This is a genomic window from Cyclobacterium sp. SOCE241 (genome assembly GCF_056867545.1).
On the sequence record NZ_CP149779.1, the window covers coordinates 4,261,295 to 4,276,417 of the forward strand.

11 protein-coding genes, 1 tRNA gene and 3 pseudogenes are annotated in these 15,123 nt (G+C 40.2%); 7 read left to right on the forward strand and 8 right to left on the reverse strand.

What is annotated here, in order from left to right:
- Positions 1–822: a 3-methyl-2-oxobutanoate hydroxymethyltransferase gene (gene panB, locus WG932_RS21490; protein ID WP_014019926.1), complete on the forward strand. Its 822-nt coding sequence runs from the start codon at positions 1–3 to the stop codon at positions 820–822.
- A 224-nt stretch (positions 823–1,046) separates the two neighbouring features.
- Positions 1,047–3,281 (forward strand): NADP-dependent isocitrate dehydrogenase, encoded by a 2,235-nt coding sequence (locus WG932_RS21495; protein ID WP_483085332.1) that lies wholly within the window; start codon positions 1,047–1,049, stop codon positions 3,279–3,281.
- Positions 3,282–3,410: 129 nt separating this feature from the next.
- Here WG932_RS21495 and WG932_RS21500 read toward each other — a convergent pair whose 3' ends face one another.
- The 4 genes from WG932_RS21500 to WG932_RS21515 form a co-directional block, all read right to left on the reverse strand.
- A complete protein-coding gene (locus WG932_RS21500; protein WP_483085333.1) occupies positions 3,411–3,851 on the reverse strand; it encodes a 3-keto-disaccharide hydrolase in 441 nt (146 codons plus the stop codon).
- 302 nt (positions 3,852–4,153) lie between these two features.
- Positions 4,154–4,585 carry a c-type cytochrome gene (locus WG932_RS21505; protein WP_014019929.1) on the reverse strand — a complete coding sequence of 144 codons (432 nt, stop codon included), beginning with the start codon at positions 4,583–4,585 and terminating at the stop codon, positions 4,154–4,156.
- A gap of 17 nt (positions 4,586–4,602) precedes the next feature.
- Positions 4,603–5,658, reverse strand: a complete 1,056-nt coding sequence (locus tag WG932_RS21510; protein WP_014019930.1) for a sugar phosphate isomerase/epimerase family protein — start codon at positions 5,656–5,658, stop codon at positions 4,603–4,605.
- A 15-nt stretch (positions 5,659–5,673) separates the two neighbouring features.
- A complete protein-coding gene (locus WG932_RS21515) occupies positions 5,674–6,840 on the reverse strand; it encodes a Gfo/Idh/MocA family protein (protein WP_014019931.1) in 1,167 nt (388 codons plus the stop codon).
- Between the two features lie 250 nt (positions 6,841–7,090).
- Between WG932_RS21515 and WG932_RS21520 the strand changes: the two are divergent.
- From WG932_RS21520 to WG932_RS21535, 4 genes and pseudogenes are all read left to right on the forward strand, one after another.
- A pseudogene (locus tag WG932_RS21520) lies at positions 7,091–8,364 on the forward strand (nucleoside permease).
- A 140-nt stretch (positions 8,365–8,504) separates the two neighbouring features.
- A pseudogene (locus WG932_RS21525) lies at positions 8,505–10,216 on the forward strand (GMC family oxidoreductase).
- Positions 10,209–10,768 (forward strand): annotated as a pseudogene (locus tag WG932_RS21530) (gluconate 2-dehydrogenase subunit 3 family protein). Before WG932_RS21525 ends, WG932_RS21530 begins: the two co-directional pseudogenes overlap by 8 nt.
- A gap of 159 nt (positions 10,769–10,927) precedes the next feature.
- On the forward strand, positions 10,928–11,611 hold the full coding sequence (locus tag WG932_RS21535) for a hypothetical protein (RefSeq protein WP_339679589.1): 684 nt from the start codon (positions 10,928–10,930) through the stop codon (positions 11,609–11,611).
- Between the two features lie 451 nt (positions 11,612–12,062).
- Here WG932_RS21535 and WG932_RS21540 read toward each other — a convergent pair whose 3' ends face one another.
- Positions 12,063–12,788, reverse strand: coding sequence for a hypothetical protein (locus WG932_RS21540; RefSeq protein ID WP_483085334.1), 726 nt, complete (start codon positions 12,786–12,788; stop codon positions 12,063–12,065).
- 111 nt (positions 12,789–12,899) lie between these two features.
- Between WG932_RS21540 and WG932_RS21545 the strand changes: the two genes are divergently transcribed.
- Positions 12,900–12,972, forward strand: a tRNA-Lys gene (locus WG932_RS21545).
- A gap of 309 nt (positions 12,973–13,281) precedes the next feature.
- Here WG932_RS21545 and WG932_RS21550 read toward each other — a convergent pair.
- The 3 genes from WG932_RS21550 to WG932_RS21560 all read right to left on the reverse strand — a co-directional run bounded on the left by WG932_RS21550 (position 13,282) and on the right by WG932_RS21560 (position 15,105).
- On the reverse strand, positions 13,282–13,353 hold the full coding sequence (locus WG932_RS21550; RefSeq protein ID WP_483088700.1) for a RagB/SusD family nutrient uptake outer membrane protein: 72 nt from the start codon (positions 13,351–13,353) through the stop codon (positions 13,282–13,284).
- Positions 13,328–13,741, reverse strand: coding sequence for a RagB/SusD family nutrient uptake outer membrane protein (locus WG932_RS21555; protein ID WP_483085335.1), 414 nt, complete (start codon positions 13,739–13,741; stop codon positions 13,328–13,330). The genes WG932_RS21550 and WG932_RS21555 overlap by 26 nt, the downstream gene beginning before the upstream one ends.
- A gap of 80 nt (positions 13,742–13,821) precedes the next feature.
- Positions 13,822–15,105, reverse strand: a complete 1,284-nt coding sequence (locus WG932_RS21560; protein WP_483085336.1) for a RagB/SusD family nutrient uptake outer membrane protein — start codon at positions 15,103–15,105, stop codon at positions 13,822–13,824.
- Positions 15,106–15,123: the final 18 nt, after the last annotated feature.

The window sequence follows — 15,123 nt, forward strand, 5'->3', positions numbered from 1 at the left end:
ATGTCAGTACATCAATCAACTCATTTAAAACGAATTACTACGCATATTCTTCAGGAAATGAAGAAGCGTAAAGAGAAAATTTCCATGCTTACTGCTTATGATTTTTCCATGGCAGGCATAGTGGATGCGGCGGGGATTGACATGATTTTAGTGGGGGATTCTGCTTCCAATGTAATGGCAGGACATGAAACCACCCTGCCTATCACGCTAGACCAGATGATCTATCATGCCACCTCTGTGGTAAGGGCTGTAGAACGAGCATTGGTGGTTGTAGATATTCCTTTTGGCTCTTATCAGGGCAATAGTTCAGAGGCACTAAGGTCAGCCATTCGAATTATGAAGGAATCGGGAGCGCATGCCGTCAAAGTTGAGGGTGGAGAAGAAATCAAGGAGTCTGTAATCCGTATTTTGAGTGCCGGTGTTCCTGTGATGGGGCATTTAGGCTTAACACCCCAATCCATTTACAAGTTTGGAACCTACACCGTCAGGGCCAAAGCAAAAGATGAAGCCAAAAAACTCTTAGCCGATGCGAAGGTTTTGGAAGAATGTGGCTGTTTCGCCCTTGTATTGGAGAAGATACCGGCTTCCTTGGCCAAAGAAGTGGCTTCAGCAGTAAGTATACCAGTAATCGGCATAGGTGCAGGTCCGGATGTGGATGGACAAGTATTGGTGCTTCATGACATGTTGGGGATAACCCAAGAATTTCAACCTAGGTTTTTGAGGCAATATGCAGACATCAGAAACACCATGCTAAAGGCAGTAGGAGATTATATTAAGGACGTTAAATCAGAAGATTTTCCCAATCAGGAAGAAAGTTATTAAGCCTTTAAGTGTTCGGAAATAAGCTCTAAGGAAGGCCTGTGGTTTTTAAGCCATCCTATTTACCATTGGTACCTGATTTTCTCATCTTATGTATGCTATCCTCCTTAGGGTTATTATTTTCCCTTATCTCGGCCTCCCGTCTTAGGATAAAGATATTTTTCGTAATTTAGCCCACAATTTTAAATGTAATTCATTTTTAATACCATTAGAAAACAGATATAAACATGAGTGACAAAACCCCCAAAATTCTTTATACCCTTACCGATGAGGCACCGGCATTAGCCACCTATTCCTTATTGCCAATCATCAAGGCATTTACCGATTCGGCCGGGGTGTCTGTGGAAACAAGAGACATTTCTCTTTCAGGTAGGATTCTTGCTAATTTTCCTGAGTTTTTGAAAGATGAGCAAAGAGTGAAGGATGCACTTTCCGAATTGGGAGAGATCGCCAAAACCCCGGAAGCTAACATCGTAAAATTACCTAATATTAGTGCCTCTATTCCGCAGTTGAAAACTGCAATCAAAGAGTTGCAGGAAAAGGGTTTTGCCTTGCCGGATTATCCTGATGATCCTAAAAATGAACAAGAAGAAAACATCAAAGCCAAATACGATAAAATTAAAGGATCTGCGGTGAACCCTGTCTTGAGGGAAGGTAACTCTGACAGAAGGGCGCCACAGGCTGTTAAGCAATTTGCCAGAAAGAATCCCCACAGCATGGGAAAATGGAGCAAAGACTCTAAGTCCCATGTTTCAAGTATGCCTGAAGGAGATTTTTATGGTAGTGAGAAATCGGTAACCATTCCTTCAGCAACCAGTATCAACATCGTATTGTACGGAGAAGATGGCACAGAGACAACCTTAAAAGAAGGCTTGGCTTTGCAAAAAGGTGAGATCATTGATGCTGCCGTTTTAAGTGTTGCTGCTTTAAGGAAATTTCTTAAAGAGCAGATCGCCGAAGCAAAAGAACAAGGAGTGTTGTTTTCATTGCATATGAAAGCAACCATGATGAAGGTATCTGACCCAATAATTTTTGGTCATGCAGTGACTGTTTTCTTTGCTCCGGTATTTGAAAAACATGCTGAGGTACTTAAAGAAGCAGGAGTAGATCCAAAAAATGGTTTTGGAGATCTTATTGCAGCTTTAGACAAGTTGCCTGAAGCTACCCGCAAATCGATTGAAGCTGATATCGATGCTTGTTATGCAGAGAGTCCTGACTTGGCCATGGTAAATTCTGACAAAGGAATCACCAATTTGCACGTTCCCAGTGATGTAATCATTGACGCTTCCATGCCTGCCATGATCAGAAGCAGTGGACAAATGTGGAACAAAAACAATCAATTGCAAGATACTAAAGCAGTAATCCCGGACAGGTCTTACGCGGGAGTTTATCAAGAAACCATTGACTTTTGTAAGAAACACGGCGCATTTGACCCTACTACTATGGGCTCTGTGCCCAATGTAGGGCTTATGGCTCAAAAAGCTGAAGAGTATGGTTCTCATGATAAAACATTCGAAATTCCATCAGCAGGAACTGTAAAAGTAACCGATGCTTCCGGAAATGTAATTTTGGAAAATGTGGTAGCAAAGGGAGATATCTGGAGAATGTGTCAGGTTAAAGATGCACCTATTCAGGATTGGGTTAAACTTGCTGTAAATAGGGCCAAAGCGACAGGTGTTCCTGCTGTTTTCTGGTTGGACGAAAACAGGTCGCATGATGCTGCCCTTATTGCTAAGGTTGAAACTTACCTAAAAGACCACGACACCAGCGGCTTGGAAATCTATATCAAATCTCCGGAAGAAGCCACCCGTTATTCTTTGGAAAGAATAAAAGATGGTAAAGATACCATTTCTGTTACCGGGAATGTATTGAGGGATTACCTGACAGATTTATTCCCAATCTTGGAATTGGGAACTAGTGCGAAAATGCTTTCAGTGGTACCTTTGATGAATGGTGGAGGTTTATTTGAAACCGGTGCCGGAGGATCTGCTCCAAAACACGTTCAGCAGTTTGTAGAAGAAGGTCACCTTAGATGGGATTCTCTTGGAGAATTTTTAGCCTTGGCTGTATCCCTTGATCATTTGGGGGAAACCTTTAATAATGAGCGAGCTAAGGTACTGGGTAAAACCTTGGATGAAGCAACAGCTAAATTTTTGGAGAATGGAAAATCACCTTCCAGAAGAGTGAATGAGCTTGACAACAGAGGAAGCCATTTTTACTTGGCAACTTACTGGGCAGAGGCATTAGCAAACCAAGATGAAGATGCAGCACTCAAAACTATTTTTACTCCGGTAGCCAAAAGCATGAGTGAAAATGAGCAGAAAGTGGTTGATGAATTAAACGGTGCGCAAGGTAGTCCGGTGGATATTGGAGGGTATTATAAACCTGATGAGGAGAAAACCTCTACGGCCATGCGTCCAAGCAAAACTTTAAATGAAATATTAAAAACAATCGTAGCCTAGGTGCAGGTGGTTTTACAAAGAAGCTTATAAATTAAAAAGCCGGAAGATAATTTCTTCCGGCTTTTTTGTTGTTTTATCAGACCGTCATAAAAACCAAGAGTTTTAATGACAAGACTTTTTCAATTCAAATTATAGTCTTTTAATTTTGATATTTCTGAACCAAACATCATCTCCATGATCTTGGAGTACAATTTTACCTTCTTTGTATTTGGCAAAACCTTCCCATTGAGAGAATTTGCTTTCTGCAACCATGGCTTTCCACTGCTCATCCCAAAGTGTAGTTTCCACAGTTTTCACCCCGTTAAGGAAAAATTGCAAGGTATTGTCATTGATGATTATTTCAGTCTTATTCCATTCACCTACCGGCTTGGCAGCTTCTTCGGAGGACTCAATCATGTCGTAAAGATCACCTGCTCTGTGGGTAATGATTTGGCCATCTTTGTGTCCGTCATTGTCAAGCACCTGGTATTCCGGGCCGGTATGGTAAGGTCTGTCATATTCACCATTGTCTTGGACATGAAACATGATGCCACTATTTCCATTTTCTGAGATCTTCCACTCAATTTGCAAGTGAAAATTACCGAAGGTTTCCTTGGTAACAAGATCACCTGCAGAAGCACCTTCGTCTTTTTTCCAGAATTAAAGTAAAGTACACCATCGGCAGCCTCCCAAGCCTCTCCCGGCTGATCTTTACCAAAACCGGTCCAACCGGTAAGGCTGTTGCCATCAAATAAACTTATCCACTCTTCTTCAGTCACGATGATTTCTTCAATGTTCTCTTCTGTTGTCTCTTTCTCACTTTGTGCAGGGCCACAGGCTACTACTGCAAGGGAAAGAGCTGCTATAGACAAAGTTGTTTTTATCATTTCAAATTATTTCTTTAACAATAATACGAATTTTGCAAGATCTTTTGCATCTTCTTCTGAAAGGGTAGGGTGGGCCGGCATAGGAATTTCTCCCCAAGTACCTACACTACCTGCGATAACTCTTCCTGCCAAAAGTTCTACGTTTTCGTCTGTAGACTCATATTTTGCAGCAACATCAGCATAAGAAGGACCTACAATTTTTCTTTCAAGCATATGGCAAGAAGGACAGTCATTTTGGCCCATCAATTCAGAACCCTTGATGAATATAGGATCATCTTTGTACTTTTCCTCAAGGCTGATTTCCTCTACTGGCGCCGGAGGAGGCGCTGTTGTACTCTCGCTAGATGCTGAATCAGAACTTCCGGAGCCCCCACATGCAGAAACGGCTACCATTGCACTGGCAATGAATGCCATACTTAAATTTAAATTAAACTTCATGGTTTGTAATAGTTAGATTAATTAATTCCCAATAATTTTTTATTTAAACCTTCGTCCATTCCGGTGGATGCGAAATCGTCAAAGGTCTTTTCGGTTACTCTTATTATTTTTTCACTTATAAATTTAGCTCCTTCTATGGCACCATTTTCCGGATGCTTGATGGCACATTCCCACTCTAGCACAGCCCATCCTTCAAAGTCATATTGAGATAGTTTACTAAAAATCGCGTTAAAATCTACCTGGCCATCGCCTAGTGAACGGAACCTTCCAGCTCTTTCTATCCAACTGGAATAACCACCATACACTCCTTGTCTCCCTGTAGGATTAAATTCTGCATCCTTGACATGAAACATTTTTATTCTATCCTTATAGATGTCGATAAAGTCTACATAATTCAAACATTGTAAAACAAAATGGCTTGGGTCATATAGGATATTTGCCCTTTTGTGATGGTTTACTTTTTCAAGAAATAAATCAAAAGTAACCCCATCATGTAAGTCTTCGCCGGGGTGGAGTTCATAACAAACATCCACGCCATATTTGTCAAACTCGTCCAAAATGGGTAGCCATCTTTTCGCCAATTCTTCAAAACCGGTGTCTACCAGACCAGCAGGACGCTGTGGCCAAGGGTAAACTGTATGCCACATTAAGGCACCGCTAAAAGTACCGTGGGTAGTTAAGCCGAAGTTTTTGCTGGCTTTGGCAGCCATCATCAATTGGTTGGTTGCCCATTCTTGTTTGCCTTTAAGGTCACCGGCTAGCTCAGCAGGAGCAAAAGCATCAAAAAGTTCATTGTATGCAGGACTTACTGCCACCAATTGTCCTTGCAAATGGGTGGAAAAGTCAGAGATCTCTACTCCGGCCTCTTTCACAGTATTTTTTATTTGTTCTACATAGTCCAAGTCCTCAGCGGCTTTTTGAAGGTCAATGAGTCTTGCATCCCATGTAGGAATTTGTACAGCTTTGTATCCTATACTTGCAGCCCAAGTACAAATATCTTTTAAATTATTGAAAGGGGCTTTATCATCTACAAACTGAGCCAAAAATAAGGCTGGTCCTTTAATGGTTTTCATAAAGTATTTGGTTATTTAAAGTTCAAATTTAGTCCATTTTTCATTAGAATTGCTACTTTTTACGACATGCTCAACAAATGCCATACCTCGCAATCCATCTTCAGCGCCAGGGTAGTCTTCCCATTCCTTCTTAGGTGTTTCGCCATTTTTTCTGGCGTAAAGACACCTGGCAAAATTTCGGTATAAATTTGCAAAAGCCTCAAGGTATCCTTCAGGATGGCCTCCCGGAGTCCTTACGTTTTCCAAGGCAAAAGAAGAAAGGTAAGGAATATTGCCTCCAGCACGATAAATCTGATCCGGAGCTTCCGGATGTCTTACTATTAAAGAATTGGCATTGTCCTGTTCCCATTCCAACCCTGCTTTTTCACCATAAACCCTGATCTTTATGTTATTTTCTGCTCCAGGGGCAATTTGAGTAGCCATCAAAACACCAGAGGCTCCACCTTCAAACTTTAGTAGAACAGCGCCATCATCGTCGAGAGTCCTTCCTTCAACCACGCAATTAAGGTCAGCACATAGCTTGGTCAGTTTTAATCCACTGACATATTCTGCAAGATTAAATGCATGGGTGCCTATATCTCCCATACAATTGGCAATGCCACTCTTGCTTGGGTCTGTTCTCCAAATGGCTTGTTTGTAATCTGTATTTTCAAGTTTATTCCAAAGCCAGCCTTGAGGATATTCTACATATACCTTTCTCACCTTACCAATAACACCTGTAGCAATCAAATGTTTTGCCTCCTTCACCATAGGGTAGCCGGTATAGGTATGGGTAAGGCAAAACAATAAGCCGGTTTGTTCTATGATTTTGTTTAGCTCTTTTGCTTCTTCGTAGCTAAAAGTCATGGGTTTATCCAAAACAACATGAAAACCGTTTTCTAAGGCCTTCTTGGTAGGGTCAAAATGGACATGGTTTGGCGTAACGATGGCTACAAAATCAATTCTTTCAGATTCAGGGAGTAGCAATTCCTTTTCAAACATCTCATCGTATGAGCCATATACCCTTTCAGATGGGAGGAAAAGTTCTTTGCCGGTTTCTGCAGATTTTTCCGGACTACTACTAAAAGCCCCAGCGGCCAATTCAATAATTCCGTCCATTGCTGCTGAAATCCTATGGACTGCACCTATAAAGGATCCAGGTCCACCGCCAATCATCCCCATTTTAAGTTTTCTGTTACTCATTCTTGTGGTCTTTGGTTTTTTTGTTGATTAATATTCCCCCTTTATCCATATATTTTATAATGCAATACCATGAATTTACAAATATTGTAAATTGATTAAAATATTTTTAGGAAAATGAGAAATAGTATGCTTGCTTTCTGAAGTGATAAATTTACGTTAAATTGGCTTAAATTTTAAATAATTCTATAGAATGTTTGATATCTGTCCCTGAGGAAAACCTATCAAACTTACCACTAACACACCAAAAAATATGACATTAAATAACAGGTTTAAGCTTTCCCTCATGATGTTTCTAGAGTTTTTCGTATGGGGATCCTGGTACGTAACTTTAGGTACTTTTTTAGGTAATAACCTTCAGGCCAATGGTGGTCAATTGGCTGCAGCATTTTCTACACAATCAATAGGAGCTATTGTTGCCCCATTTATTATAGGATTAATAGCAGATAGATTTTTTAACGCTGAAAAGATTCTAGGAATATCCCACCTTATCGGGGCAGGATTAATGTATATGATGTACGTTTCCGAGAGCTTTGTCACCTTTTATCCTTATGTTCTTATTTACATGATCATTTATATGCCCACCTTGGCTTTGGTCAATTCGGTTTCATTCAATCAAATGAAGGATCCCGCCAAAGAGTTCAGCACAATTCGTGTTTGGGGAACAGTGGGCTGGATAGCTTCCGGGTTAATGATAAGCTTTTTCTTTACCTGGGATAGTGCAGCTTCTATAGGAGAAGGAATGCTGAGTAATACCTTTCTAATGTCTGCTATATCTTCTGTTGTTTTGGGCCTATTTGCCTTTACCCTTCCCAAGACTCCTCCGGTTGCCTCCAATAAAGATGAAAAACAATCGATTTCTGAAATACTGGGTTTAGATGCGCTTAAGTTGCTGAAAGACAAAGATTTTTCTGTTTTCTTTCTTTCATCCATTTTAATATGTATCCCCCTGGCATTTTACTACCAGAATGCCAATCCATTCTTATCCGAAGTAGGTTTAACAAACCCTACCGGTAAAATGACCATAGGGCAGGTTTCGGAAGTGCTGTTTCTTTTGCTGATGCCATTCTTTTTAAGAAATTTGGTTTGAAGACTACTTTAATTGTGGGCATGCTTGCTTGGGTAGTCAGGTATGTGATGTTTGCTTTTGGAGATGCGGGAGAAGGTACCTATTTGTTGCTTATTGGTATAGCATTACATGGGATTTGTTACGATTTCTTCTTTGTTTCCGGTCAGATTTATACCGATTCAAAGGCCGGGCCAAAATATAAAAGTTCTGCCCAAGGCTTGATTACATTGGCTACTTACGGTATAGGTATGTTAATAGGGTTTTGGATAGCAGGAATAGTTTCAGACTTCTATTTGCTAGAGAATGGTGATCATGTTTGGAAAAATATTTGGCTGATTCCTTCAGGGATAGCTTTGTTGGTTACTGTAATCTTTGTTGTCTTTTTTAAGGATAATGATTTCATCAAAGCCAATGCGGAAAGGAATAGCTTGAAGCACAGCAATGTGGTAGAAAAGTGACTTGGCACCGGTCAAAAAATAGGAACTAATTTAGAGCATTTATAAATAGTAACTGTTGGATTCAGGTAAATGGAAAAATCATACCATTTCTTTATAAATATCAATAGTATTGCAATACCTAAAATAAACAATTGAAGCATATGGCTAATCAAAGTTATGACGCTATTGTCGTTGGATCAGGGATCAGCGGCGGATGGGCGGCAAAGGAACTAACAGAGAAGGGATTAAAAGTACTTCTACTGGAAAGAGGTCCGAACGTAGTGCACGTAAAAGATTATAAAAACGCTACCAAGGCACCTTGGGAGGTGCCTCACAGAGGTAGGCGGACAATTGAGATGTTGGAGAACCACCCAAACCTTAGGAGGGATTATGTCCTGAATGAGTTAAACCTTGACTGGTGGGCGCATGAGGATGATTCTCCATATGTAGAAAAGAAGCCATTTACATGGTTTAGAGGTTACCAAGTGGGAGGTCGCTCCTTGCTGTGGGGTAGACAAAGTTATCGATGGGCCGATATTGATTTTGAGGCGAATGCCAAGCAAGGAATTGCTGTAGACTGGCCCATCAGGTACAAAGACCTAGAACCTTGGTACAGTTATGTAGAGAAATTTGCCGGTATTTCCGGTAATAAAGATGGTTTGGATATTCTTCCTGATGGTGAATTTATGCCCGCCATGCCGTTGAACTGTGTAGAACAGGCTGTGGCAGACAGGATTAAAGATCATTTTAAGGGAGCCAGGGTAATGACCAATGCAAGAACAGCCAATATTAGTCAGCCGCTTCCGGGAAGACCGGGCTGTCAATACAGAAACAAATGTTCTCTAGGGTGCCCTTATGGTGGCTATTTTAGTACCCAATCTTCTACCCTTCCTGCAGCAGTGGCTACAGGAAACCTTACCTTGAGACCTTGGTCCATTGTTACCAAAGTGCTGTACGACAAAGACAAAAAGCGCGCCACAGGAGTAGAAGTTCTTGATGGAGAAACCAATGAAACCTACGAATTCAATTCCAAAATTGTATTTTTATGTGCTTCAGCTTTCAATTCCTCAGCTATCTTAATGCGTTCAGCTACTGATATATGGCCAGAAGGATTAGGAAGTAGTTCAGGAGAGCTTGGACACAATGTAATGGATCACCATTTCAGATTAGGAGCTAGAGGTGTGGTTGAAGGTTTCGACGACAAGTATTATTTTGGTAGAAGGCCGGGAGGATTTTATGTTCCCAGGTACAGAAACTTAGGAAACGAAAGCAGGGATTATGTAAGAGGCTTTGGATACCAAGGTGGCGCAAGCAGACAAGGATGGAGCAGAACAGTTGCTGAATTGGATTTTGGTGCACCTTTAAAAGCGGAGCTTACTGAGCCAGGAGATTGGACCATCGGCATGACTGCATTTGGCGAAATCCTTCCTTACCATAACAACAGCATTAAGCTTAGCAAGACGGTTACAGATAAGTGGGGCATCCCTGTTTTGGAAATGGATGCTGAAATCCATGAAAATGAGAAAAAATGAGGGTAGACATGAAAAACGATGCTGCAGAAATGCTAGAAGCTGCAGGCGTTAAAAATGTTACTACTTATGATACCGGTTATACTTTTGGACAAGGTATACACGAGATGGGTACAGCAAGGATGGGAAGAGATCCTAAAACTTCTGTTTTAAATGGCAATAACCAGGTGTGGGATGCTAAAAATGTTTTTGTAACAGATGGTGCAGCCATGGTTTCTGCAGCTGCGCAAAATCCTTCACTGACATACATGGCCTTGACCGCAAGAGCTGCTAGTTTTGCTGTAGAAGAATTGAAAAAGGTAACCTGTAAACCCAAATTGAAGCGTTATGAATTTTATGAATAGAAGAGAAGCACTTAAAAGCGTGGTACTGATGATGGGTGGTACCATGGTTGGAGCCAATGTGATATTGACAGGCTGTGCTCCCGATAAACAAATTGAAGGACTTGATTTTTCCGATGAAGAATTGGCTTATATGGACGAAATTGGTGAGGCCATTATTCCTACCACAGATACCCCGGGTGCCAAAGCCGCAGGTATTGGTTCATTTATGGCCATGATGGTGAAATCTACTTATACCGAAGAGCAACAGAAATCGTTTATCAACGGCCTTAATAAGTTGAAGCACGATTTTAAAACGAGTACTGAAAAGGACTTTATGGATGCCTCTGTAGAAGAAAGAACTGACTTTTGAATCAGGTGCATAAAAAAGCCATGAACCCCGATGCTGAAGATAATAAAGAGGACAAGTATATTCTTATGATTAAAGACCTGACCTTATTGGGTTATTTTACCTCTGAAATTGGGGCTACTCAAGCCCTAAGGTTTGTGGAGACACCCGGCAGGTATGAGCCTTGTATTGACTATAAAAAAGGAGACAGGGCTTGGGCCATTTAATTGCCTTTAAGCGAAATTATGGAAATCCCGCCTACCAAGGCGGGATTTTTTTATGCTTAAAATTTTGGAATGCTACATGATATTGTGTATTATACAAAGATAAACAAGGTGTAAAACATGATATATTTAATATTGAATATTATAATTTCTTTAAACCTCATGTCCATCTACAATTCTAGTGATAGATATGACAAAAAAGAGATGCTTACAGTAAATGAGGTTTCACAAGATTCAAACGGGAAATTTGAAAAATTTGCTACTAATAAGATCATTCCCAGTGAAATACGGGCCATGACTTTAGAGGCATTGTCTTATTTTCCTGATTTAATCAATACCAAAATTGATTTTCAATTCAAGAAAAATATCAGTGGTTCGGTCATGCAGGCCCAGCCTAAAGTGGGTTCATTATTTGTACATGCCAAAGACAATCGTTCCTATAAAATTAAAATTTCGAGGTACCTCTTTTTAGAAGATAACCCAATACCCATTGAAGATCTTCCAAAAGATGTTTTTCTAGGTTGGATTGGGCATGAATTGGGGCATATTCAGGATTATTTGAATAGGAGTTCATTAAACCTTCTAGGCTTTGGTATGAAATATTACCTTTCTGATGCATTTATCACGAAAGCAGAAATTGCCGCAGATAGTTATGCTGTAGCACATGGTTTAGGTGAGAAAATTATAGCCACCAAAAATTTCGTCTTGAATCATGATCAAATTCCCCTGGCTTATAAACAAAAAATTGAGGCACTTTACCTTTCTCCGGGAGAAATATTGAGTATGGTTGATCCTGATATGGATGAAGAAATTGAGGAAAACGATCAATCTATTGAATCCCTGTAATCTAGGTTTTTACCAAATGAACAGCGAGAGGATGCTACCTTTTTATGTTCAAGCAGCAATTGACCTTCCGCCAATAATTGAAGCCTAGAGATAAATTAGCCCTTCAATTTAATTGGTTGGAAGAGGTTATAAGATTTTTTAACGAGTAAAACCTTTTTTTACCTACCAATGATAGATATAAAAATTAGGGGTAAAGAGCCACCGGCATTAATGAAAAGCCGGTTTCACTATTGAGCTTCCTGAATGCTATGCCATAAAAGGCCAACTCATACACCCTCTGGGGCTGGCAGCTCTGCGTCGGGTTACTCGGGCTATAAAGATTGCATTCCGTCGGAGTGCCGCATTGAATATGGACATCTCTGGATTGCTGCTATTCGAAAATGTTAAATCTCGGAATGATGATTTTCTCAACATTTTAAGCCGACCTCAGGTTACTTGGTAGAAGGATTGGTTAAATTTTTGAAATGTCTGTCTTGCGTACATAAGCAGTTTTATTTCCCCATTCGATTTCATACCACATGTCTTTGCTGGACGAAATGGTCACGCGGTGTCCTGCTTCCACTCTTCGGATCAGGTTTCCTGCAGAGGAAGGGCTGTCCATGATGAGCACCGGTCCACCCGTAATAATGCCTGTATCAGGTTTGTTCAAAAAATTATTAGAAACAAATGTGATGATTAAAAATAAAATTGCCGGGTAATAGAAAACCGTCCTTTTGGCAGGGAAGACAAATACTAGGATTAAAAATACCAGCATTAATAATGCAGCTCCTCCAGTAATGATGGTTTTATAGTCCAATAGTAGGCGAAGAAACCTGTCTTGGTCAGAAATTTGGTAACCCTCTAGAGAAGCCTGACCTGTCAAGGATTTGATTTTATCGATCACTTCTGGGTTAGGGTTGTAATCATAATACTTGGATAGGTATAGGGAGGCTTTCCCATAATCTCCCAAGCCTTCAGAGATAAAGCCCATCTTTATCAGCATGGCCGGAGAGTAGGCATTTTCTTGGTAAAGAATGTTTTCATAGACTTTCAAAGCCTCTTTGTATTTCTTTTCTGCAAATAAGCTATCGGCTGTCGAAAGATTTGTTTTTCCCTCGACCTGACTATCAGCCTGATGCGGGTAAACCAGTGAGAAAGCTGATAAAAAAACAAGAAAGATCCATCTAAGATTTGGCATTTTCAATATAGTCCTTTAAATTTGCAGTCCAATTACGGGAAACTAAGGCGAAAAACCAAGGAATCTTTTGATATTAAACCTTGAAAAAAGGAGTCAAATAATTGGATTAATGATTCTGTAGCTCAGCTGGTAGAGCATAACACTTTTAATGTTAGGGTCCTGGGTTCGAACCCCAGCGGGATCACATCAAAACAAAAAAACCTGTTCAATCGAACAGGTTTTTTTGTTTTCAAGGGCTTTATAGGTGATTGCTAGGCTTTGTCGCAAGGTCTTTTTCTCTTTCAATTCACCTTATGGCATAGTGATTCCTTAGAATCCTGAATTGCGAAATACTATTGACAATGCAGTCCTCTAAAGAATAGAAAGTCTACAGTCATAACAGAAGGGACTATCCCTCAGCACAATTTAAACCCAGACGATAAAAGATCACCAAAATTTATCTAAGTGCCGCTAGTGATATTTGCTATTTAGGACTTTCATTTTTCTACAACCATTAATAGCCCGGATTCTGTACCAAATGAGGTGCTTTGTTCATTTCATCATTTGGAATGGGGATCCAATACATTTTTATGGACCGTCCGATCTTGGACCGTTAATCGTCTCCAGATGGTATTTACCGTTCCTTCATCCAAATTACGGGTTTCGACAATCTCAATTCCCTTGGCATCGTCAAGTTTTTCTTCAAGAATCTTCCATCTCCTGATATCAAACCATCGAATATTTTCAAAAGTAAATTCAATTTCTCTTTCATACCGAAGCGCCTCCTCAATATCTCCAGTAAAATCAGGCATGCCGGCTCGGTTTCTGATCATATTGATGTAGGTTGCCGCTTCTTGGGTGTCTCCAAGCTCTAAACTAGCTTCCGCATAGTTTAAAATTATCTCAGCGTATCTAAGCCATATCCATACGTTCTCATTGTATTGATCTTTGCCGATAACTTCATGATCCATCATTTTTTTCATTAAATAACCTGTGTATCCGGCATTCCATGAATGTACTGGTCCCTGGCGGGTATCTATGCCTACTAGGCTGCTTACCTCATTGCCCCCTGTATAGTAATCCGGGTACGCCTGTCATATATGCCCAAGGGATCTCTTTCTTGCAGATCAGAAAATCTTGGTTGCCAATGCGCACTATCATATAATATGGAACCATAAAACCTCGGTTCACGATGATAATATGGGTTTTCATTTTGATACTTATCTGAAATATTCTGATAATAACCATTCTCATCTAGAGTAAAATGATCTGAAAAGCTAGAACCATCATCCATTTGATAGGTATCTACTAGGTCCTGAGTAGGGTTATTGCTCCCATAGTTAGATAATCCGTTGGGTCCCTGCCATAAGTTATTTCTATGCCGTTCCCCAACATCAGCTACAAACATTTTACCCCAAATAATCTCATTGTTAGAAAGATCCCTTTGTCGGAAAAAATCATAATAATTGTTAGCCACTGCCTCTTTATCTGGGGCACCAAAATCAGCAAGGGAATAGGTGTTCAGTTCCATAACCGCCTTTGCCGCATTTTTTGCTGCAGTCCAAAGTGCCGTTCTATCGGGGTTTTCGTACCCCACATATTTATTTTCAGCTGTACCATCAGCGGTAAGGTCGCTGGCTGCAAACAACAAGACTCGTGACTTAAGTGCCAATGCCGCCCCTTTGGTTGCCCTACCCATTTCCATTTCATTCTTTGACAAAAGAAGGTTGGCCGCATTGTCACAATCTTGCACTATGAAATCGATCGTTTCTTCAAAAGATCCCCTTGGTGTTCCTAAATAATCATCTCCTATTCCGAAAGGTGCTGTTAAGATAGGAAGGCCGCCAAAGGTACGAACCATCTGGGCATAGGCAAAAGCTCTTAGGAATAAGGCTTCTCCTTTCAATATTTCAGCTTTTATTTTTACTGCCTCTCGTTCAGTTTCTTGTGTGTTTTCAACTACCGTATCTATGTTTTCAAGGAAGGTATTGATGATTTGAATATTATCAAATAACTGCCAATTGAGAAATCTAAACCGGGTATGGTTGAATGGCCCCATATTGGAAGGAGTTATATTCCCCTGCACATAAACATCTGTACCGTATATATGGATGAAAAAGGTATGATCCGACACTCCGGCGAGGTTTAAATTTGAGTTAAACCCGCTGGATATATTACGGTAGGCAGTATTAAGATAGCTATTGGCAAGATTGATGTCTGACCAAACCAGCTCCTCAGCATATCTGTCTAAAGGGGCTTTATCCAAAATTTCTTCTACACAGGAAGACATCAAAAGTAGAAAAACTGATAAAATTTTAATATTTATATATTTTTTCATGACGATGTTTTTATATCT